The 17840-nt window shown below is 71.4% G+C and carries 18 protein-coding genes; 4 read left to right on the forward strand and 14 right to left on the reverse strand.

Annotation, left to right across the window (positions count from 1 at the left end; translation table 11 throughout):
• Nucleotides 1-55: 55 nt before the first annotated feature.
• Complete coding sequence (locus tag HD596_RS53100; protein ID WP_221520022.1) at nt 56-499, reverse strand: MarR family winged helix-turn-helix transcriptional regulator; 444 nt, start codon at nt 497-499, stop codon at nt 56-58.
• 77 nt (nt 500-576) lie between these two features.
• Here HD596_RS53100 and HD596_RS53105 point away from each other — a divergent pair, with 77 nt between their 5' ends.
• Nucleotides 577-963 (forward strand): PPOX class F420-dependent oxidoreductase, encoded by a 387-nt coding sequence (locus HD596_RS53105; protein WP_185077031.1) that lies wholly within the window; start codon nt 577-579, stop codon nt 961-963.
• A 225-nt stretch (nt 964-1188) separates the two neighbouring features.
• On the opposite strand, the gene HD596_RS53110 is transcribed toward HD596_RS53105, so the two are convergent.
• Nucleotides 1189-1416 (reverse strand): hypothetical protein, encoded by a 228-nt coding sequence (locus tag HD596_RS53110; protein WP_185077032.1) that lies wholly within the window; start codon nt 1414-1416, stop codon nt 1189-1191.
• A gap of 55 nt (nt 1417-1471) precedes the next feature.
• Between HD596_RS53110 and HD596_RS53115 the strand changes: the two genes are divergently transcribed.
• Nucleotides 1472-2848 (forward strand): glycosyltransferase family 39 protein, encoded by a 1377-nt coding sequence (locus HD596_RS53115; protein ID WP_185077033.1) that lies wholly within the window; start codon nt 1472-1474, stop codon nt 2846-2848.
• Nucleotides 2849-2945: 97 nt separating this feature from the next.
• On the opposite strand, the gene tyrS is transcribed toward HD596_RS53115, so the two are convergent.
• Entirely contained in the window at nt 2946-4211 is a 1266-nt protein-coding gene (gene tyrS, locus HD596_RS53120) for a tyrosine--tRNA ligase (protein WP_185077034.1), read from the reverse strand.
• A 92-nt stretch (nt 4212-4303) separates the two neighbouring features.
• On the opposite strand from tyrS, the gene HD596_RS53125 reads away from it, so the two are divergent.
• The gene (locus tag HD596_RS53125; protein WP_185077035.1) at nt 4304-4705 is read left to right on the forward strand and encodes a PH domain-containing protein; all 402 of its coding nucleotides are present in this window, start codon (nt 4304-4306) and stop codon (nt 4703-4705) included.
• On the opposite strand, the gene HD596_RS53130 is transcribed toward HD596_RS53125, so the two are convergent.
• The 9 genes from HD596_RS53130 to argC all read right to left on the reverse strand — a co-directional run bounded on the left by HD596_RS53130 (nt 4645) and on the right by argC (nt 13922).
• Nucleotides 4645-5538: a DNA-3-methyladenine glycosylase gene (locus HD596_RS53130; protein ID WP_185077036.1), complete on the reverse strand. Its 894-nt coding sequence runs from the start codon at nt 5536-5538 to the stop codon at nt 4645-4647. The two genes, HD596_RS53125 and HD596_RS53130, sit on opposite strands and share 61 nt — an antisense overlap.
• On the reverse strand, nt 5520-6956 hold the full coding sequence (argH, locus tag HD596_RS53135) for an argininosuccinate lyase (RefSeq protein ID WP_185077037.1): 1437 nt from the start codon (nt 6954-6956) through the stop codon (nt 5520-5522). Before argH ends, HD596_RS53130 begins: the two co-directional genes overlap by 19 nt.
• A 91-nt stretch (nt 6957-7047) precedes the next feature.
• Nucleotides 7048-8247: an argininosuccinate synthase gene (locus HD596_RS53140; RefSeq protein ID WP_185077038.1), complete on the reverse strand. Its 1200-nt coding sequence runs from the start codon at nt 8245-8247 to the stop codon at nt 7048-7050.
• Between the two features lie 22 nt (nt 8248-8269).
• Nucleotides 8270-8776 (reverse strand): arginine repressor, encoded by a 507-nt coding sequence (locus HD596_RS53145; protein WP_185077039.1) that lies wholly within the window; start codon nt 8774-8776, stop codon nt 8270-8272.
• Complete coding sequence (gene argF / locus HD596_RS53150) at nt 8773-9720, reverse strand: ornithine carbamoyltransferase (protein WP_313046937.1); 948 nt, start codon at nt 9718-9720, stop codon at nt 8773-8775. Before argF ends, HD596_RS53145 begins: the two co-directional genes overlap by 4 nt.
• Nucleotides 9717-10883 carry an acetylornithine transaminase gene (locus HD596_RS53155; RefSeq protein WP_185077040.1) on the reverse strand — a complete coding sequence of 389 codons (1167 nt, stop codon included), beginning with the start codon at nt 10881-10883 and terminating at the stop codon, nt 9717-9719. The genes argF and HD596_RS53155 overlap by 4 nt, the downstream gene beginning before the upstream one ends.
• Nucleotides 10883-11755 carry an acetylglutamate kinase gene (gene argB, locus HD596_RS53160; protein ID WP_185077041.1) on the reverse strand — a complete coding sequence of 291 codons (873 nt, stop codon included), beginning with the start codon at nt 11753-11755 and terminating at the stop codon, nt 10883-10885. The genes HD596_RS53155 and argB overlap by 1 nt, the downstream gene beginning before the upstream one ends.
• Nucleotides 11752-12903: a bifunctional glutamate N-acetyltransferase/amino-acid acetyltransferase ArgJ gene (gene argJ / locus HD596_RS53165; protein WP_185077042.1), complete on the reverse strand. Its 1152-nt coding sequence runs from the start codon at nt 12901-12903 to the stop codon at nt 11752-11754. Before argJ ends, argB begins: the two co-directional genes overlap by 4 nt.
• Nucleotides 12900-13922: an N-acetyl-gamma-glutamyl-phosphate reductase gene (gene argC, locus HD596_RS53170; RefSeq protein WP_185077043.1), complete on the reverse strand. Its 1023-nt coding sequence runs from the start codon at nt 13920-13922 to the stop codon at nt 12900-12902. Before argC ends, argJ begins: the two co-directional genes overlap by 4 nt.
• Before the next feature lie 176 nt (nt 13923-14098).
• On the opposite strand from argC, the gene HD596_RS53175 reads away from it, so the two are divergent.
• Nucleotides 14099-14632 carry a hypothetical protein gene (locus HD596_RS53175; protein WP_246555463.1) on the forward strand — a complete coding sequence of 178 codons (534 nt, stop codon included), beginning with the start codon at nt 14099-14101 and terminating at the stop codon, nt 14630-14632.
• Nucleotides 14633-14636: 4 nt separating this feature from the next.
• On the opposite strand, the gene HD596_RS53180 is transcribed toward HD596_RS53175, so the two are convergent.
• Both HD596_RS53180 and rhaI read right to left on the reverse strand, forming a co-directional pair.
• Entirely contained in the window at nt 14637-16676 is a 2040-nt protein-coding gene (locus tag HD596_RS53180) for a bifunctional aldolase/short-chain dehydrogenase (RefSeq protein WP_185077044.1), read from the reverse strand.
• A gap of 6 nt (nt 16677-16682) precedes the next feature.
• Entirely contained in the window at nt 16683-17840 is a 1158-nt protein-coding gene (gene rhaI, locus HD596_RS53185) for an L-rhamnose isomerase (protein ID WP_185077045.1), read from the reverse strand.

The following is a 17840-nucleotide window of genomic DNA, read 5'->3' on the forward strand; positions in this document are numbered from 1 at the left end:
CATCGAGCGCCAGGTCCTGACCCTCCCGGCGGCATGGCGGGACGGTCTCTTGGCGTCACAGCTCCAGGGTGGCGCGGGCGATCGCCTCGGCGCACCGGGCCAGCAGGCCGCGCAGTTGCTCGCGTTCCTCTGCGCTGAACTCACCCGCGATCGTTCGTTCGATGACCACAGCGCGCTCGTCCGCCGCATTCAGCGCCGAACGTCCGGCCTCGGTCAGCCGGGTCTCCAGGACGTTTCGATGCCATGGGTGCGGGGAGCGTTCGATGAGGCCGCGTTCCTCCAGGTTCTTGAGCACGACGGTCATGGCCTGGGGCGTCACCAGGCATGCTCGGGCCAGCGCCGCGCCCGAGATTCCGGGGTTGTCGGCCAGCGCGAACAGCGTCGCGTACTGGGGCACGGTCAGCCCCGCCGGCCGGACGGCGGCCTGCTTGGCCGCGATCAGCGCCTGCTCCGCACGCTTGATGTCCAGACCGAGGCGTTCGTCCGCAGGCATCCCCATACCAGAAATAGTACAACATTGATGGTTATCAAAGCTTTGATAACCTGGCGCGTGCATCTACGCTTCGGAGGAGAGACATGATCATTCCCGACAGCCACTTGGACCTGCTGAAGCGGCCGCTGTTCGCCCACCTGGCGACGATCGGGCCCGACGGTACGCCCAACGTGAACCCGGTCTGGACGATCTGGGACGGGGAGCACTTGCGCTTCACGACCACGATGGATCGATTCAAGTACCGGAATGTCCAGCAGCATCCGCAGGTAGCGGTCTCCATCAACGACCCTGAGCAGCCGTACCGCTATCTGGAGATCCGGGGCGTGGTCGAGCGGCTGGAGCCCGACCCTTCGGGCGACTTCTTCGACGTGCTGGCCAACCGCTACGGCCTGGAGTACGAGCGGCCGGTCGGGGATGCCGAGCGGCGGGTGGTGATTGTCATGAAGCCGACGCGCGTCACCCGGCAATGACCGCGCGCCGGCCCTGGCGAAGGCCCGGTCCCGGCACCGGCCCGGGTCGTCTGACCGGCCCCGTTGTGCCGCGGGGTGGGCTCGGTTCGGCGCGGCCCATGCGATCAGCGCCGGCGTCGAACGGCTCGTTCCACACCGAGCGGGCGCCGCTGTCCGACGGAGGCGGACCCTGAACGGGTCGGGGCGCTCTGGTCCCCGGCCGGATGGCGCGAGTCGCCGACCTGGTCAGAGTGCGTGGGCAAGCGCCACTGTCCGCGTTGCGCCGAGGGCGAGCTGCATCACGACGAGCGGCTGCGCGGAGATGGATCCGATGGCGAGCCGGTACGGCTGCAAGGCGCCGCGGACGCGGTCGGTCTGAAGGCGCGCGTCCCGGTCGCAGTGCTGCATAAGGGGCGAACGCGAATACTCCCGACCTTCCCCCGCGTATTCTGCCCCGGTGACCACTGCCGCCACGCTAGCTCCCCCCGCCCGTCCCGCCGAACGCCTCCGCACGTTCACCCCATGGTGGATGTCCTTGCTCGCCGGCATCGCGGCATTCACCGGTACGGGATCCGCCACCCTGAACGGCGACGAGCTGGCCACCATCAGCGCCGCTTCCCGTTCGCTGTCCGGGATGTGGGAGCTGGCCCGGCACATCGACGGTCATTTCCTCCCGTACTACCTGTTCATGCACCTCTGGGTAAAGGCAGGTACGGCGGAGTTGTGGCTGCGGCTGCCGTCGGCGGTGGGGATCGGGGTGGCTGCCTGGTTCCTGGTCGATCTGGGGCGGCGGCTGGACAGCACGCGAGCCGGGGTGATCGCGGCCGCCGTCTTCGCGATCCTGCCCTCGGTGTCCTACTTCGGGGCTTTTGCCAGGTCGTACGCGTTCGCGGCGGCGGCGGTGGCGTTCTCGTTCTGGGCGCTGCACCGGGCCATGGAGCGCTCCGAGGTCAGGCGGTGGGTGGTGTACGGGGTCGCGGTGGCCCTGGTGTGCTCCACCCACCTGTTCGCGGTGCTCGTGCTGCCCGCCCAGTTGCTGCTGGTACGGCGGGGCCGGGTGGTGCCGATGCTGTCGGCGATGGCCGTCGGGTGCGTGCCCGCCGCGGTGCTGGGGCTGGTGGGGTTCGGGGAGCGGCACGCGATCAGCTGGATCCCGCAGCGGGGGCCGGAGGTGTGGCTGAAGTTCCCGAAGATGGCGGCGGGGGCGACAGGGCTGGGCGTGATGTTGTTCGCCCTGGCGTTGGTCGGCGCGGTGGTGCTCTGGAGGGCCGCGGCCGACGAGGGCAGGGTGTGGGCGTTCGTGCTGGTCGGGTGGCTGGTGTTGCCGCCGGTGCTGCTGCTCGCCGTGTCGCAGCTCGTGACGCCTGTCTACGTGGACCGGTACCTGTTCGTGACCGCCCCCGCGCTGGCGCTGCTGGCGGGGCTCGCCGTGGCGGCCCTGCCCCGGTTCCAGGTGGTGGCGGCGGTCGTGGTGGTGCTGCTCGGGTGCGCGCTGTCCGTCCAGGAGCACGTCACGGTACGCGAGGAGAACGGCCGTTTCGAGAACATCCCGTGGGCGTTGCGCGTGATCAAGGCCGAGCCCGACGACGCGATCGTGTACGGCCAGAGCCAGCTCCGCACGGGCTTCGAGTACTACGCGGACTCCTTGATGCCGGTGGACGTGCTCAAGACCGGGGAAGAGCCCTCGCCCGACGGGTTCGGGTATCCGGAGCGGCCGGACGCGGCGGCCGCGCTGGACGGGCGTGACCGGGTTTGGGTGGTGTGGCGCGGGAGCAAGCAGTCGGGCCTCGACGGCGACGCGGTCCCGCGGGTGGCCGAGGTGGTGAAGGCGGGGTTCAAGCTGAGCCTGGCCAAGCACTCCGCCGAGCTGCCGGGGCTGACGGTGGCACTGTTCGTCCGCCGCTGACGCCCACCGGCGCCTGCTGACGCACCACGCGCCTTCCGCCGCTGACGCACCACACGGAAGCGGGCCCTCCCCCGGATGGGGCAAGGGCCCGCGGAGGTCAGCCGACCTCGACGCCGCCGATCGACTTCTTGCCGCGCCGGAGCACCATGAAGCGTCCGTGCAGCAGGTCCTCGGAGCCGGGTACGTACGCCTCGTCGGTGATCTTGACGTTGTTGAGGTACGCCCCGCCCTCCTTCACCGCCCGCCTGGCCGCCGACTTCGACTCCACCAGGCCGCTGTCGGCCAGGAGGTCGACGAACGTCGTCCCGAGCGCGGGGACCGTGGCCTTCGGCACCTCGGCCAGCGCCGCCCCCAGCGTGGAGGCGGGCAGCTCCTCCAGCGCGCCCTGCCCGAACAGCGCCTTCGAGGCCGCCACGACCGCGTCGAGCTCCTGCTTGCCGTGGAGCAGCTCGGTGAGGTCCTCGGCGAGCGTCCGCTGCGCCTCGCGGGCGAAGGGGCGCTCGGCGACGGCCTTCTCCAGGGCCTCGATCTCCTCGCGGGTCCTGAAGGTGAAGACCTTGAGGTAGTGGATCACGTCACGGTCGTCGGAGTTGAGGAAGTACTGGTAGAACGCGTACGGCGAGGTCATCTCCGGGTCGAGCCAGAGGGCGCCGCCCGCCGTCTTGCCGAACTTGGTGCCGTCGGCCTTCGTGATCAACGGCAGGGTGAGCGCGTGGACGTGCCCGCCCTCGATGCGGCGGATGAGGTCGGCGCCCGCCGTGATGTTGCCCCACTGGTCGCTGCCGCCGATCTGCAGCGTGCAGTTGTGGCGGCGGAACAGCTCCAGGTAGTCGTTGGCCTGCAGGATCTGGTAGCTGAACTCGGTGTAGCTCAGCCCCTCCCCCTGCAGGCGCGCCGAGACGGCCTCCCTGGCGAGCATGCGGTTGACCGGGAAGTGCTTGCCGATGTCGCGCAGGAAGTCGATGGCGCTCAGCTCGCCGGTCCAGTCGAGGTTGCTGACCAGCTGGGCGGCGTTCGGCTGGACGTCGAAGTCGAGGAAGCGGCCGACCTGGCCGCGCAGGCGCTCCACCCACTCCGCGACGACCTCCGTGGCGTTGAGGGAGCGCTCGGTGTTGCGTCCGCTCGGGTCGCCGATCAGGCCGGTGGCGCCGCCGACCAGGCCGATCGGGCGGTGCCCGGCGAGCTGGAGGCGGCGCAGCGTGAGCAGCGGCACGAAGTGGCCGACGTGCAAGGAGGCGGCGGTGGGGTCAAAACCGGAATAGACCGTGATCGGGCCCTTGGCCATGGACGCGCGCAGGGCGTCGAGGTCGGTGGACTGAGCGATAAGCCCTCGCCACGCGAGGTCATCGAGAATGTCGGTCACGGTGCCGGCTTTCCGTAGAGACGTTGGACGTTGAGTAAGACAAGCGTGCCCGATCGTCCGGGACAACCGCCACTTGGATACGCTCTGTCTCCATGTGGAGGGTCCGTCGCGAGCTGGCCGTTTTCAAGATTTTAGGGGCTCTGGCGTGTGCTGGGCTCGCCGTCTACTGGTGGGTCGCCGGCGATGTCCGTGGGGTGATCCTGGCCGTGCCGGCGGCCGTGCTGGTAGGCGGGATGGGGGTGCGCGATCTGATCGCCCCCGTACGGCTGGCGGCCGATCAGAGTGGGATCACCGTGGTGCACGGGTTCGCGGGCAAGCGGCACGTGCCGTGGGAGGCGATCCGGGACATCAAGGTCGACGTGAGCAGGCGGTGGGGGCGGCGGAGCGAGATCCTGGAGATCGACACGGGCGACAACCTGCACATTTTCAGCCGTCACGACCTGGATGCCCCTCCCACCGAGGTGGCCGCGGCGTTGCGGCGGCGGGGCACGTGAGCGCGGTACGGCGACACGGTCGGGTCGCCGTCGATCCAGAACCGCCACGGCGTGTCCTTGGCGGTCGAGATGCCGGTACGCGGGCCTGACCTGATCGACGCCGCCTCCGCCGGGCGGCCCTCCAGCATGACCGCGGCTCCATGCGGAACGCCGGTCAGCCGCCGATCGGCCGCGTCGGCAACATCGGCTATGTCGGCCATCTCAGCTATGAAAGAGGCCCCCGCGATCGCGTCGAGGCCGTTGTGCTCGCGGAGCAGGCCGAGGGCGACGGCGAGCCTGGCCGGGCCGCGGGCGAGGTCCCGGTCGGGGATCACCCGGCCGCGCGGTGGTCCCGCTGCGGACGAGCCGTTGCCCGAGGCGCGTGAGGACGCAGAACCGGCCCCCGTGGTCGCGGGACCGGTGCCCGTGGTCGCGGGACCGGTGCCCGTGGTCGCGGGACCGGTGCCCGTGGAGGTGCGGCCGGTGCCCGTGGACATGCGCCGGGCGCGGGCCTCGTCGATGCCCGCCACCACCTCCCCCGCCCGCAGCAGCACGGCCGAGCCGAAGCCCTCGGGCAGGCACACCAGGTTCGCGCAGAAGTGCATGCCGTACGTGAAGTACACGTACAGGTGCCCCGGCGGGCCGAACATGACCGCGTTCCGCGGCGTCTTGCCCCGGTAGGTGTGCGCCGCCGGATCCTCACCGGGCCCGCCGTACGCCTCGACCTCGGTCAGGCGCACGGCGACGGGGCCGTGCACGAGCACGCGCCCGAGCAGGTCGGGCGCGACCTCGTGCGACGGCCGGTCGAAGAAACCCCGCGGCAGCGCGGCGGAGCTCAGCTCCCCGCTGCCCATGCCGCCTGCGCGTCGACCGCCTCCCGCAGGGCGGCGAGCTGGTCGCGGACGCGGTCGGGCGCGGTGCCGCCGTGGGCCTTGCGGGCGGCCAGGGCGCCGGGCACGTTGAGCACGTCGCGGACGTCGGGCGTCAGGTGCGTCGACACCTTGATCAGCTCCTCGTCCGTGAGGTCGCCGAGGTCCTTGTCGTTGACCTGGCACCACACCACCAGGTGGCCGACGGCCTCGTGGGCCTCGCGGAACGGGACCCCGCGGCGGACGAGCAGCTCGGCCAGGTCGGTGGCCAGCGCGAACCCGTCGGGCGCCGAGGCCTCCATGCGGGCGGTGTTGACCCGCATGGTCGCGACCAGCCCGGCCATCGCCGGCAGGACCAGGAGCAGCGTGTCGACCGCGTCGAAGACGGGCTCCTTGTCCTCCTGCAGGTCGCGGTTGTAGGTCAGCGGCAGGCCCTTGAGGGTGGTCAGCAGCGACATCAGGTTGCCGATGAGGCGCCCGGACTTGCCGCGGGCCAGCTCGGCGACGTCGGGGTTCTTCTTCTGGGGCATGATCGACGAGCCGGTGGAGTAGGCGTCGTCCATCTCGATCCAGCGGAACTCCTGCGAGGCCCACAGGACGATCTCCTCGCCCAGCCGCGACAGGTGCACGCCGATCATGGCCGCGTCGAACAGGAACTCCGCCGCGAAGTCGCGGTCGGCGACGGCGTCCATCGAGTTGGGCGCGGCGGCCGCGAAGCCGAGCTCCTCGGCCACGGCCTGCGGGTCGAGCGGCAGCGACGAGCCCGCCAGCGCGCCGGCGCCGAGCGGGGAGATCGCGGCGCGCTTGTCCCAGTCGATGAGCCGGTCGATGTCGCGGGCGAAGGCGTGCACGTGGGCCAGGAGCTGGTGGCCGAACGATACCGGCTGCGCGTGCTGCAGGTGCGTCATGCCGGGCGCGGCCGTCTCGGCGTGCGTGGCGGCCTGGGCCATGAGCGCCGTCTCCAGCTCGACCAGGCGGGACACGACCGTGCGGGCGTGATCGCGCAGGTAGAGGCGCAGGTCGGTGGCGATCTGGTCGTTGCGCGAACGGCCCGCGCGGAGCTTGCCGCCCAGCGAGCCGAGCCGCTCCAGCAGGCCGCGCTCCAGCGCCGTGTGCACGTCCTCGTCGGCGACCGTCGGCCGGAACTCGCCCTCCTTGCAGGCGCGCTCCAGGTCGTCGAGCGCGCCGATCATGCGCTCGAGCTCCTCGTCGCTCAGCAGCTCCGCCCTGTGCAGCACGCGGGCGTGCGCCCTGGACGCGGCCAGGTCGTACGGCACGAGCCGCCAGTCGAAGTGCACGCTCACCGACAGCCGGGCCAGCGCGTCGGACGGACCGCTCTCGAAGCGTCCGCCCCACAGCCGCATCGGCTTGCCATCACTCACCGTTATCTCCTTCGTGACCATTTCAATGGTCGCACCCGCTTCGGGACCCGTCTGCATCGTTCCTCGTTCTCTCGCCCCGAGCTGCTGTGCTCCGGCGCGACCATAGTGCACGTCAGCCGTTCTTGGCGTCCCGTGCGGCGGCGATCTTAGTGGGGAGGGAGAACAGCTGGACGAATCCTTTGGCCAGCGACTGGTCGAACGTGTCGCCGGTGTCGTAGGTGGCCAGCGAGAAATCGTACAGAGAATCCTCCGAGCGGCGGCCGGTGACAGTGGCCCGGCCGCCGTGCAACGTCATGCGGATGTCGCCGGAGACGTGCTGCTGCGCCTCGGCGATGAACGCGTCGAGGGCGCTCCTGAGTGGCGAGAACCACAGGCCGTCGTAGACGAGCTCGCCCCACCGCTGGTCCACGCCGCGCTTGAAGCGGGCCAGGTCGCGTTCGACGGTGACGTTCTCCAGCTCCATGTGCGCGGTGATGAGGGCGACGGCGCCGGGCGCCTCGTACACCTCGCGCGACTTGATGCCGACCAGGCGGTCCTCGACCAGGTCGATCCGGCCGACGCCCTGCGCGCCCGCGCGCCGGTTCAGCTCGTCGATGACCTGGTACGGCGTCAGCGCCCGCCCGTCGATCGCGACCGGGACGCCCTGCTCGAACGTGATGACGACCTCGTCGGCCTCGCGCGGCCCGGCCGGGTCACTGGTGTAGGAGTAGACGTCCTCGGTGGGGCCGTTCCAGATGTCCTCGAGGAAGCCGGTCTCGACGGCGCGGCCCCAGAGGTTCTGGTCGATGGAGAACGGGTTCTTCTTCGACGTCTCGATGGGCAGGCCCCTGGCCTCGGCGTACTCGATGGCCTTGTCGCGCGTCCAGGCGAAGTCGCGGGCGGGCGCGACAACCTTGAGGCCGGGGGCGAGGGCGGCCAGGCCGGCCTCGAAGCGGACCTGGTCGTTGCCCTTGCCGGTGCAGCCGTGCGAGACGACCGTGCCGCCGTACCGCCTGGCCGCCGCGACCAGGTGCTTGACGATCAGGGGCCGCGACAGCGAGGAGACCAGCGGGTAGCGGTCCATGTAGAGGGCGTTGGCCCGCAGCGCGGGCACGCAGAAGTCGGCGGCGAACTCCTCCTTGGCGTCCACCACGATCGACTCGACCGCGCCGCAGTCGACGGCCCGCCTCCGGATCGCCTCCATGTCCTCGCCGCCCTGGCCGAGGTCCACGGCGACGCAGACGACCTCGGCGTCCATCTTCTCGGCGAGGTACGGGATGGCGACCGAGGTGTCCAGGCCGCCGGAATATGCGAGAACTATCCGCTCGGGCATTACATCTCTCCGAATATCGAATTCAGCCGCGCCGGTCGGCCACTCTCAGCAGCGCGTCCGCGACGGCCTGGCCGCCTGTCGGGTCGCGGCTGATCACGAGGATCGTGTCGTCGCCCGCGACCGTGCCGAGGATCGACTCCCAGTCGGCGTGGTCGATGGCGGAGGCCAGGAACTGGGCCGCGCCCGGCGGGGTCCGTACGATGACCAGGTTGGCCGACGCCTCGGCGCCGACCAGCAGCTCCTCGGCGATGCGGTGCAGCCGCGCGGCCGGGCTCTCGCCGGTGCCCAGGCGGGTGAGCGGGATCCGGGCCCCGCCCTCGCCGGGCAGGGCGTAGACCAGGGAGCCGTCGTCGGCGCGCAGCTTGAGCGCGCCGAGCTCGTCGAGGTCACGCGAGAGCGTGGCCTGGGTGACCTCGACGCCGCTCTCGGCCAGCAGCTTGGCCAGCTCCGGCTGGGAGCGCACGGCCTGCCGCTGCAGCAGGTCGGTGATCTTCGCCTGCCGCGCCGCCTTGGTCATGGGGATCGTCATCGATGGGACACCAGCCAGTGGAGGAGTGCCTTCTGGGCGTGCAACCGGTTCTCCGCCTGGTCCCACACGACGCTCTGCGGACCCTCGAGGACCTCGGCGGTGATCTCGTAGTCGCGGTAGGCGGGCAGGCAGTGCAGCACGATCGCGTCGGGCGCGGCGTGCTGGAGCAGCTCGGAGTTGACCTGGTACGGCATGAGCGCGGCGACCCGCTCCTCCTTGCCGTCCTGGCCCATCGACACCCACGTGTCGGTCGCGATGACGTGCGCGCCCTGGGCGGCGGCCACCGGGTCGGACAGCGCGATCACCGAGCCGCCCGTCTTGGCGGCGATGGCGGCCGCCTGGTCGAGGATGACCGCGTCGGGCTGGTAGCCGGCCGGGGCCGCGATCCGCACGTGCATGCCGGCGGTGGCCCCGCCGAGCAGGTAGGAGTGGGCCATGTTGTTGGCGCCGTCGCCCAGGTAGGTGAGCGTGACGCCGGCGGTCCGGCCGAGCCTCTCCTGGACGGTCTGCAGGTCGGCCAGGATCTGGCAGGGGTGGAACTCGTCGGTGAGCGCGTTGACGACCGGCACCCGGGAGTGCGCGGCCATCTCGTCGATGAGCTCCTGCCCGGTGGTCCGCCACACGATGGCGGCGACCTGCCGGTCGAGCACCCGGGCGATGTCGGCGGTGGGCTCGCCGCGGCCCATGAGGACCGAGACGTTGTCCACGACCAGCGGCAGGCCGCCGAGCTCGCCGATGCCGGTGTGGAAGGAGACGCGCGTGCGGGCCGACGGCTTGTCGAACAGGACCGCGACCGTCTGCGGGCCCTCGAACGGGCGGTAGCCGAACCGGTCCTTCTTCATGGCCGCGGCGAGGTCGAGCACCTCCGCCTGCTCGGCGGGCGTGAGGTCGTCATCCCTCAGGAAGTGTCTGATTTGCGCCGAGTCCGCGCTGTGCCTGGTCACTTGGCCGCCTCCGAGAGGATCGCCGGGTAGGTGGCCAGGAACTTGTCGATCTCCTCCGCCGTGACCACCAGCGGCGGCGCGATGCGTACGGCGTCCGGCTGCAGGGCGTTGACCAGGAAGCCGGCGCTCTGGGCGGCGCTCTGGACCTCGGCCGAGCGGGGCTCGCTCAGCACGGTGGCCAGCCAGAGGCCGCGCCCGCGCACGCCCTTCAGCAGCGGGTGCCGGATCGACTCCAGGCCGGAGCGCAGCCGCGCGGAGGCCGACCTGACGTGGTCGAGGTCGACGTTGTCGAGCACGGCCAGGGCCGCGGCGCAGGCGACCGGGTTGCCGCCGAACGTGGAGCCGTGGTCGCCCTTGGCGAACAGCTTGCCCGCGTCGCCGAACCCGATGCACGCGCCGATCGGCAGCCCGCCGCCCAGTCCCTTGGCCAGGGTCAGGATGTCGGGCGTGACGCCGTCGGCCTGGTGCGCGAACCAGTGGCCGGTGCGGCCGATCGCCGACTGGATCTCGTCGGCGACCAGGAGGGCGCCCGTGGAGTCGCAGATCTCGCGGGCCGCCTCGAAGTAGCCCTCGGGCGGCGGCACGACGCCGGCCTCGCCCTGGGTGGGCTCCAGGAAGACCGCGATGCAGTCGCCGGTCACGGCCTCCTTGAGCGCGGTGGCGTCGCCGTACGGGACGAAGCGGACGTCGATCGGGAAGGGCCCGAACTGGTCGCGGATCGACGGCTTGCCGGTCAGCGACAGCGCGCCGATCGTGCGGCCGTGGAAGCCGTTCTCGGCGGCGACGAAGTAGGAGCGGCCCTCGCGCTTGCCGTACTTGACGGCGAGCTTGTAGGCGGCCTCGTTGGCCTCGGTGCCGGAGTTGGCGAAGAAGACCTTGCCCGGGGCGTTGAGCAGGGTGAGGAGCTTCTCGGCGAGCAGCACCTCGGGCTCGTGCAGGAACAGGTTGCTGGTGTGCGCGATCGTGGCGACCTGCTTGGAGACGGCTTCGACCAGGGCGGGGTGGGCGTGACCGAGCGAGCTGGTCGCGATGCCGCCGATGAAGTCGAGGTATTCGTTGCCGTCCACGTCCCAGACGCGAGTGCCCTCGCCTCGCGCCAGCGCCACCGGCGGGACGCCGTAGTTGGGCATGAAGGCAGTCTCGAACCTCTTATACAGGCTCATCAGGGCACCACCATCGTTCCGATTCCCTCATTGGTGAATATCTCCAGCAGCAGTGAGTGCGGCACGCGGCCGTCGAGCACGTGGGCCTGCGGGACGCCGCCCTGGACCGCGGCCAGGCAGGCCTCCATCTTGGGGACCATGCCGCTGGACAGCGTCGGTAGCAGCGTCTCGAGCTCGTCGGCGCCGAGCTGGTCGATCACGTCGGTGTCGTCGGGCCAGTTGGCGTACAGGCCCTCGACGTCGGTGAGGACGATCAGCTTCTGCGCCTCGAGCGCCACGGCCAGCGCGGCCGCGGCGGTGTCGGCGTTCACGTTGTAGACCTGCCCGTCGTCCCCGCGCGCCACGCTGGAGACGACCGGGATGCGGCCGTTGTCGATCAGGGCCCGCACCGCGCCCGGCTCGACCTTGATGATCTCGCCGACCTGGCCGATGTCGACGGGCTCGCCGTCCACGATCGCGTGCTTGCGCACGGCCGTGAACAGGTGGGCGTCCTCGCCGGACATGCCGACGGCGAACGGGCCGTGCCGGTTGACCAGGCCCACGATGTCGCGGTTGACCTGGCCGACCAGGACCATCCTGACGACCTCCATGGCCTCCGGCGTGGTGACCCGCAGCCCGGCGGTGAACGTCGACTCGATGCCCAGCTTGGCGAGGGCGCTGCTGATCTGCGGGCCGCCGCCGTGCACGACGACCGGGCGCAGGCCCGCGTGCTGCAGGAAGACGACGTCCTCGGCGAAGCCCGCTTTGAGCGACTCGTCGGTCATGGCGTTGCCGCCGTACTTGATGACGACGGTCGCGCCGTGGAAGCGGGTCAGCCAGGGCAGCGCCTCGATCAGCGACTCCGCCTTGGTCTGCGCGCTGACGGCCCTCACGAGGAGTACGCCGAGTTCTCGTGGACGTACTCGGCCGTCAGGTCCGTGGTGTGCACCGTCGCGGTGTGCGGTCCTGCCGACAGGTCGATCGTGATCGTCACGTCCCTCGGGCGCATGTCCACCTTGGAGCGGTCGTCGCCGACCGCGCCGCCGCGGCAGATCCAGATGCCGTTGATGGCCACGTTCAGGCGGTCGGCCTCGAACACCGCGTCGGTGGTGCCGACGGCGGCCAGGACGCGGCCCCAGTTGGGGTCCTCGCCGTGGATGGCGCACTTGAGCAGGTTGGAACGCGAGACCGCGCGGCCGACCTTGACGGCGTCGTCCTCGGAGTCGGCGCCGACGACCTCGATGGCGATGGCCTTGGAGGCGCCCTCGGCGTCGACCAGGAGCTGCCTGGCCAGGTCGGCGCAGACCTCGTGGACCTTCTGCTCGAACTCGGCCAGGTCCGGCTTGACGCCGGCGGCGCCGCTGGACAGCAGGAGCACGGTGTCGTTGGTGGACATGCAGCCGTCGGTGTCGAGGCGGTCGAACGTCCTGGCCGTGGCCCTGCGCAGCGCGGCGTCGAGCTCCTCACTGGTGAGGTCGGCGTCGGTGGTGATCACGCACAGCATCGTGGCCAGGGAGGGGGCGAGCATGCCCGCGCCCTTGGCCATGCCGCCGACCATGTATCCGCTGCCCCGCCGGAACGAGATCTTGGAGACGGTGTCCGTGGTACGGATGGCGTCGGCGGCGGCCAGGCCGCCGTCGCGGGAGAGCTGGGTGGCGGCGGTCTCGACGCCGGCCAGCAGCGCGTCCATCGGCAGCCGCTCGCCGATCAGGCCGGTGGAGCAGACGGCGACCTCGCCCGCGGAGTCCTGGAGCACCTCGGCCACCTTCTCGGCGGTGGCGTGGGTGTCCTGGAAGCCCTCGGGGCCGGTGCAGGCGTTGGCTCCGCCGGAGTTGAGCACGACCGCTCGCAGCCGCCCGCCGGCCAGGACCTGCTGCGACCACAGCACGGGGGCGGCCTTCACGCGGTTGGCGGTGAAGACACCGGCGGCGGCCCTGCTGGGCCCGTCGTTGACGACGAGGGCCAGGTCACGGGCGCCGCCGGACTTGATCCCGGCGGCGATGCCCGCGGCCCGAAAACCGAGTGGTGCAGTTACGCTCAAGGTGCGACTCCTGTCAGGGGAAGGCCGAGCTCTTCGGGGAGGCCAAGTGCGAGGTTCACGCTCTGGACGGCGCCTCCGGCCGTGCCCTTGGTGAGGTTGTCGATGGCGATGACGGCGACCACGCGGCCCGCGCGCTCGTCGAGCGTCACCTGCAGGGCGGCGGTGTTGGCGCCGTAGGTCATGGAGGTGGCCGGCCACGTGCCCTCGGGCAGGAGCTTGACGAACGGCTCGTCCTTCAGCGCGACCTCGTACGCCGTCCGCAGCGCCTCCTTGGTGAGGCCGGGCGCGGCCGGGGCGGTGCAGGTGGCGAGGATGCCGCGGCTCATGGGGGCCAGCGTCGGGGTGAACGAGACGCGGACCGGGGCGCCGGCGACGGCCGACAGGCCCTGCTCCATCTCGGGGGTGTGCCGGTGGACGCCACCCACGCCGTACGCGCTGACCGAGCCCATGACCTCGCTGCCGAGCAGGTTGGGCTTGAGCGACTTGCCGGCGCCGCTGGTGCCGCTGGCGGCCACCACGACCACGTCCGGCTCGGCCAGGCCCGCGGCGAACGCGGGCGACAGGGCCAGCAGGACGGAGGTCGGGTAGCAGCCGGGGACCGCGATGCGGGTGGCCGTCCGCAGGACCTCCCGCTGGCCGGGCAGCTCGGGCAGGCCGTAGGGCCAGGACCCGGCGTGCTCGCCGCCGTAGAACTCCTGCCAGGCGGCCGGGTCGGTGAGCCGGTGGTCGGCACCGCAGTCGACGACGATCGTCTCCGTGCCGAGCTGGGCGGCGACGGCGGCCGAGTGGCCGTGCGGCAGGGCGAGGAAGACGACGTCGTGCCCGGCCAGCGTGTCGGCGACGGTGTCCTCAATGATCCGGTCGGCCAGCTGCGGCAGGTGAGGCTGGTGAGCGCCGAGGCGGCTGCCCGCACTGGACGCCGCGGTGAGCGCGCCGATCTCGAACTCGGGGTGCCCTAGGAGGAGGCGGAGCAGCTCTCCTCCCGCGTAGCCGCTGGCACCCGCGACCGCTGCCCTCATTCAGCCCTCTCTCCTGCATATTCATGCATCCTTGCTCATGACCTTACCGTGAAAATAATGCACTCCACGGGATGGACATGCAAGCTGGAACCGTCCATATGTCCACATCGTGAGACGGTGAGTGTTCCCAGTGCGCTGCAGGTGAATGCCAAGCCGGGGCGGCGACGATGGGGCGCATGAGCGACTTCTTGCCCGATATGCAGTTCGTCACCCCTGGCGGGAGGGATCCGGGGCGGCTCGGCCGGATCGTCCTCGTGCTGCTCTGGCTGACGGTGTGCCTGGCGCCGGCGGCGTTCGCGATCGGCGATCTGGAGCTGGCCACAGGGCGGGCCGGCACGCCGGGGACGCTGCGGGTGGCCTCGTGCGAGGCGCTGGGCGAGGGCCGCTACGACTGCCAGGGGATCTTCACTCCGGACTCCGGCGGGAGCGCCGTGGCGGTGGACGCCTCGCCGGACTCCGAGGCGGGCGACGTGACGCAGGCCCAGCTCACGCCGGAAGGCGACCGCGCGGTACCGGCCGGGACGAAGGGGGTCTTGGCGGCCTTGACGCTGCCGGCGGTCGGGTTCGGGGGGCTGGGGTTCCTGCCGTACGTGATCATGTACTGGGCGGGCGCGCGCAGGGGGCGGCGGGCCGCCGTGGCCGGGGGGTTCCTGGTCACGGCGGCCGGAGCCGCGCTCATGGTGGTCGGGATGGTGGCTGCCTACTCCTGAGCGGTCAGCGCAGGAAGGCGGCGGCCACGCCCGCATCCACCGGGATGTGCAGGCCCGTGGTGTGGGTGAGGTCGTTGCCGGTGAGGGCGAAGACGGCGGCGGCCACGTGCTCGGGCAGGACCTCGCGCTTGAGCAGGGTCCGCTGGGCGTAGAACTCGCCGAGCTTCTCCTCCTCCACGCCGTAGACGGCCGCGCGGTTGGCGCCCCAGCCGGAGGCGAAGATGCCGGAGCCGCGTACCACGCCGTCGGGGTTGATCCCGTTGACGCGGATGCCGTGCGTGCCCAGCTCGGCCGCCAGCAGCCGGACCTGGTGCGCCTGGTCGGCCTTGGCCGCGCCGTAGGCGACGTTGTTCGGGCCGGCGAAGACGGCGTTCTTGGAGGAGATGTAGACGATGTCGCCGCCCAGCCCCTGGTCGATCAGGACCCGGGCCGTCTCGCGCGCCACCAGGAACGAGCCCCTGGCCATCACGTCGTGCTGCAGGTCCCAGTCGTCCAGGGTGGTCTCCAGCAGCCCGCGGGACAGTGACAGGCCGGCGTTGTTGACGACCAGGTCCACGCCGCCGAAGGCCAGCACGCCCGCGCGTACCGCCGCGGCGACCTGCTCCTCCGAGGTGACGTCCACGGCGACCGCCACCGCGACGTCGGACACCCGGTACGCGGCCGCGCCGATCTCGGCGGCGACCTTCTCCGCGGCGGCCACGTCGCGGTCGGCGACCACCACGCAGGCGCCCTCGGCGGCCAGGCGGCGGGCGGTGGCCGCGCCGATGCCCGAGCCGCCGCCGGTCACCAGCGCGACGCGGGTGGCCAGGGGCTTCGGCTTGGGCATGCGGCGGAGCTTGGCCTCCTCCAGCTCCCAGTACTCGATGCGGAACTTCTCCGACTCGGGGATGGGCGCGTACGTGGAGACGGACTCGGCCCCGCGCATGACGTTGATGGCGTTGACGTAGAACTCGCCGGCCACGCGGGCGGTCTGCTTGTCCTTGCCGAACGAGAACATGCCGACGCCCGGCACCAGCACGATCGCCGGGTCAGCGCCGCGCATGGGCGGCGAGTCCGGGGTGGCGTTGCGGTCGTAGTAGGCGGTGTAGTCGGCGCGGTAGGCGATGTGCAGCTCGCGCAGCCGCTCGACGGCCTGCTCCAGGGGCGCGTCCGGCGGCAGGTCGAGCACCAGCGGCGCGACCTTGGTCCGCAGGAAGTGGTCGGGGCAGGAGGTGCCCAGGGCCGCCAGGCGCGGGTGCTCGGCGCGGGAGACGAAGTCCAGCACCTCGGGCGTGTCGGTGTAGTGGCCGACGACGCGCAGGTCGGTGGAGGCCAGGCCGCGGATGTGCGGGAACAGCGCGGCGGCCCGCGCGTGCCGCTCGGCCTCCGGCAGCGTCTGGTAGATCTCCGAGCCGAACGGGTCGGGGCGGCCGTGCTCGGCCAGGTACGCCTCCGCGGTGCGGATGATCTCCAGCGAGCGGGACTCGCACTCCTGCGCCGTGGCGCCCCAGGCGGTGATGCCGTGGCCGCCGAGGATGCAGCCGATGGCCTGCGGGTTGGCCTCCTTGATGGCGGCGATGTCCAGGCCGAGCTGGAAGCCGGGCCGCCGCCACGGCACCCACACCACGCGGTCGCCGAAGACGCGCCTGGTCAGCTCCTCGCCGTCGGCCGCGGTCGCGATCGCGATCCCGGCGTCGGGGTGCAGGTGGTCGACGTGCGCGGCCTCGACCAGGCCGTGCATGGCGGTGTCGATCGACGGCGCGGCGCCGCCCTTGCCGTGCAGGCAGTAGTCGAACGCGGCGACCATCTCGTCCTCGCGCTCCACGCCCGGGTAGACGTTCACGAGCGCGCGCAGGCGGTCCAGGCGGAGCACGGCGAGCCCGGACTCCTTCAGCGTGCCCAGGTCGCCGCCCGAGCCCTTGACCCAGAGGAGTTCGACGTCCTCGCCGGTGACCGGGTCGGGCGCCGCGCCCTTGGCCGAGGTGTTGCCGCCCGCGTAGTTGGTGTTGCGCGGGTCGGCGCCCAGCCGGTGCGAGCGTTCCAGCAGTTCCTTAACGACTTCCATGGTTGGTCAGGCCCCCCAGCCGGCCTGGTTGCCGCCGACACGCTCGGCGGCGATCTTCTCGAAATATCCGGACTTGGCGTACGCGGTCATCGGGTCGGGCGCCAGCCCCGACTCCTCCCGCAACTCGGCGAGCAGCGGCCGCACGTCGGTGTTGTAGGCGTCCATGAACACGGCGTTCGCGCCCAGCACGTCGCCCTCGGACTGGGCGGCGGCCAGCGCCTCCCGGTCCACCAGCAGCGCCTTGGCGGTGGCCTCCTGGACGTTCATGACCGAGCGGATCTGGCCCGGGATCTTGGGCTCGATGTTGTGGCACTGGTCGAGCATGAACGCCACGCCGGCCTCGGCGTCGAGCCCGCCGCCGCGCACGACCTCGAACATGATGCGGAACAGCTGGAACGGGTCCGCCGCCCCCACCATCAGGTCGTCGTCGGCGTAGAAGCGCGAGTTGAAGTCGAACCCGCCGAGCTTTCCTTCACGCAGGAGGAAGGCGACGATGAACTCGATGTTGGTGCCCGGCGCGTGGTGGCCGGTGTCCACCACGACCTGCGCCTTGGGGCCGAGCTTGACGCAGTGGGCGTACGCGGTGCCCCAGTCGGGCACGTCGGTGGCGTAGAAGGCGGGCTCGAAGAGCTTGTACTCCAGCAGGAAGCGCTGGCCCTCGCCGAGCCGGTCGTAGACCTCGGCCAGGGACTCGGCCAGGCGGTCCTGGCGGGCCCTGATGTCGTCCTGGCCCGGGTAGTTGATGCCGTCCGAGAACCAGAGCTTGAGCGTGTCGGAGCCGGTGGCGTCCATGATGTCCACGCACTCGAGCAGGTGGTCGGTGGCCTTGCGGCGCACCCGCGCGGACGGGTTGGTGACGCTGCCGAGCATGTAGTCGTCGTCCTGGAAGACGTTGGAGTTGATGGCTCCGATGCCCACGCCCAGCTCGCGGGCGTGCCTGGCCAGGTCGGCGTAGTCGTCCACCTTGTCCCACGGGATGTGCAGGGCGACCGTGGGGGCGATCCCGGTGTAGGCGTGCACCTGGGCGGCGTCGGCGAGCTTCTCGTACGGGTCGCGCGGCACCCCCTTCTGCGCGAACACCTTGAACCGCGTACCGCTGTTGCCGTAGGCCCAGGACGGCGTCTCGATGTGCTGCGCCCGCAGCGCGGCCTTGATGTCAGTCAT

The sequence above is a fragment of the Nonomuraea jabiensis genome (genome assembly GCF_014204795.1).
Classification (GTDB): domain Bacteria; phylum Actinomycetota; class Actinomycetes; order Streptosporangiales; family Streptosporangiaceae; genus Nonomuraea; species Nonomuraea jabiensis.

Excerpts from the sequence above, each read along its gene's own strand:
- HD596_RS53100 (WP_221520022.1), bottom strand. The coding sequence starts at position 499 with ATGGGGATGCCTGCGGACGAACGCCTCGGTCTGGACATCAAGCGTGCG.
- HD596_RS53105 (WP_185077031.1), top strand. The coding sequence starts at position 577 with ATGATCATTCCCGACAGCCACTTGGACCTGCTGAAGCGGCCGCTGTTC.
- HD596_RS53115 (WP_185077033.1), top strand. The coding sequence starts at position 1,472 with ATGTCCTTGCTCGCCGGCATCGCGGCATTCACCGGTACGGGATCCGCC.
- HD596_RS53125 (WP_185077035.1), top strand. The coding sequence starts at position 4,304 with ATGTGGAGGGTCCGTCGCGAGCTGGCCGTTTTCAAGATTTTAGGGGCT.
- HD596_RS53130 (WP_185077036.1), bottom strand. The coding sequence starts at position 5,538 with ATGGGCAGCGGGGAGCTGAGCTCCGCCGCGCTGCCGCGGGGTTTCTTC.
- argH (WP_185077037.1), bottom strand. The coding sequence starts at position 6,956 with ATGGTCACGAAGGAGATAACGGTGAGTGATGGCAAGCCGATGCGGCTG.
- HD596_RS53140 (WP_185077038.1), bottom strand. The coding sequence starts at position 8,247 with ATGCCCGAGCGGATAGTTCTCGCATATTCCGGCGGCCTGGACACCTCG.
- HD596_RS53145 (WP_185077039.1), bottom strand. The coding sequence starts at position 8,776 with ATGACGATCCCCATGACCAAGGCGGCGCGGCAGGCGAAGATCACCGAC.
- HD596_RS53155 (WP_185077040.1), bottom strand. The coding sequence starts at position 10,883 with ATGAGCCTGTATAAGAGGTTCGAGACTGCCTTCATGCCCAACTACGGC.
- argC (WP_185077043.1), bottom strand. The coding sequence starts at position 13,922 with ATGAGGGCAGCGGTCGCGGGTGCCAGCGGCTACGCGGGAGGAGAGCTG.
- HD596_RS53175 (WP_246555463.1), top strand. The coding sequence starts at position 14,099 with ATGAGCGACTTCTTGCCCGATATGCAGTTCGTCACCCCTGGCGGGAGG.
- HD596_RS53180 (WP_185077044.1), bottom strand. The coding sequence starts at position 16,676 with ATGGAAGTCGTTAAGGAACTGCTGGAACGCTCGCACCGGCTGGGCGCC.
- rhaI (WP_185077045.1), bottom strand. The coding sequence starts at position 17,840 with ATGACTGACATCAAGGCCGCGCTGCGGGCGCAGCACATCGAGACGCCG.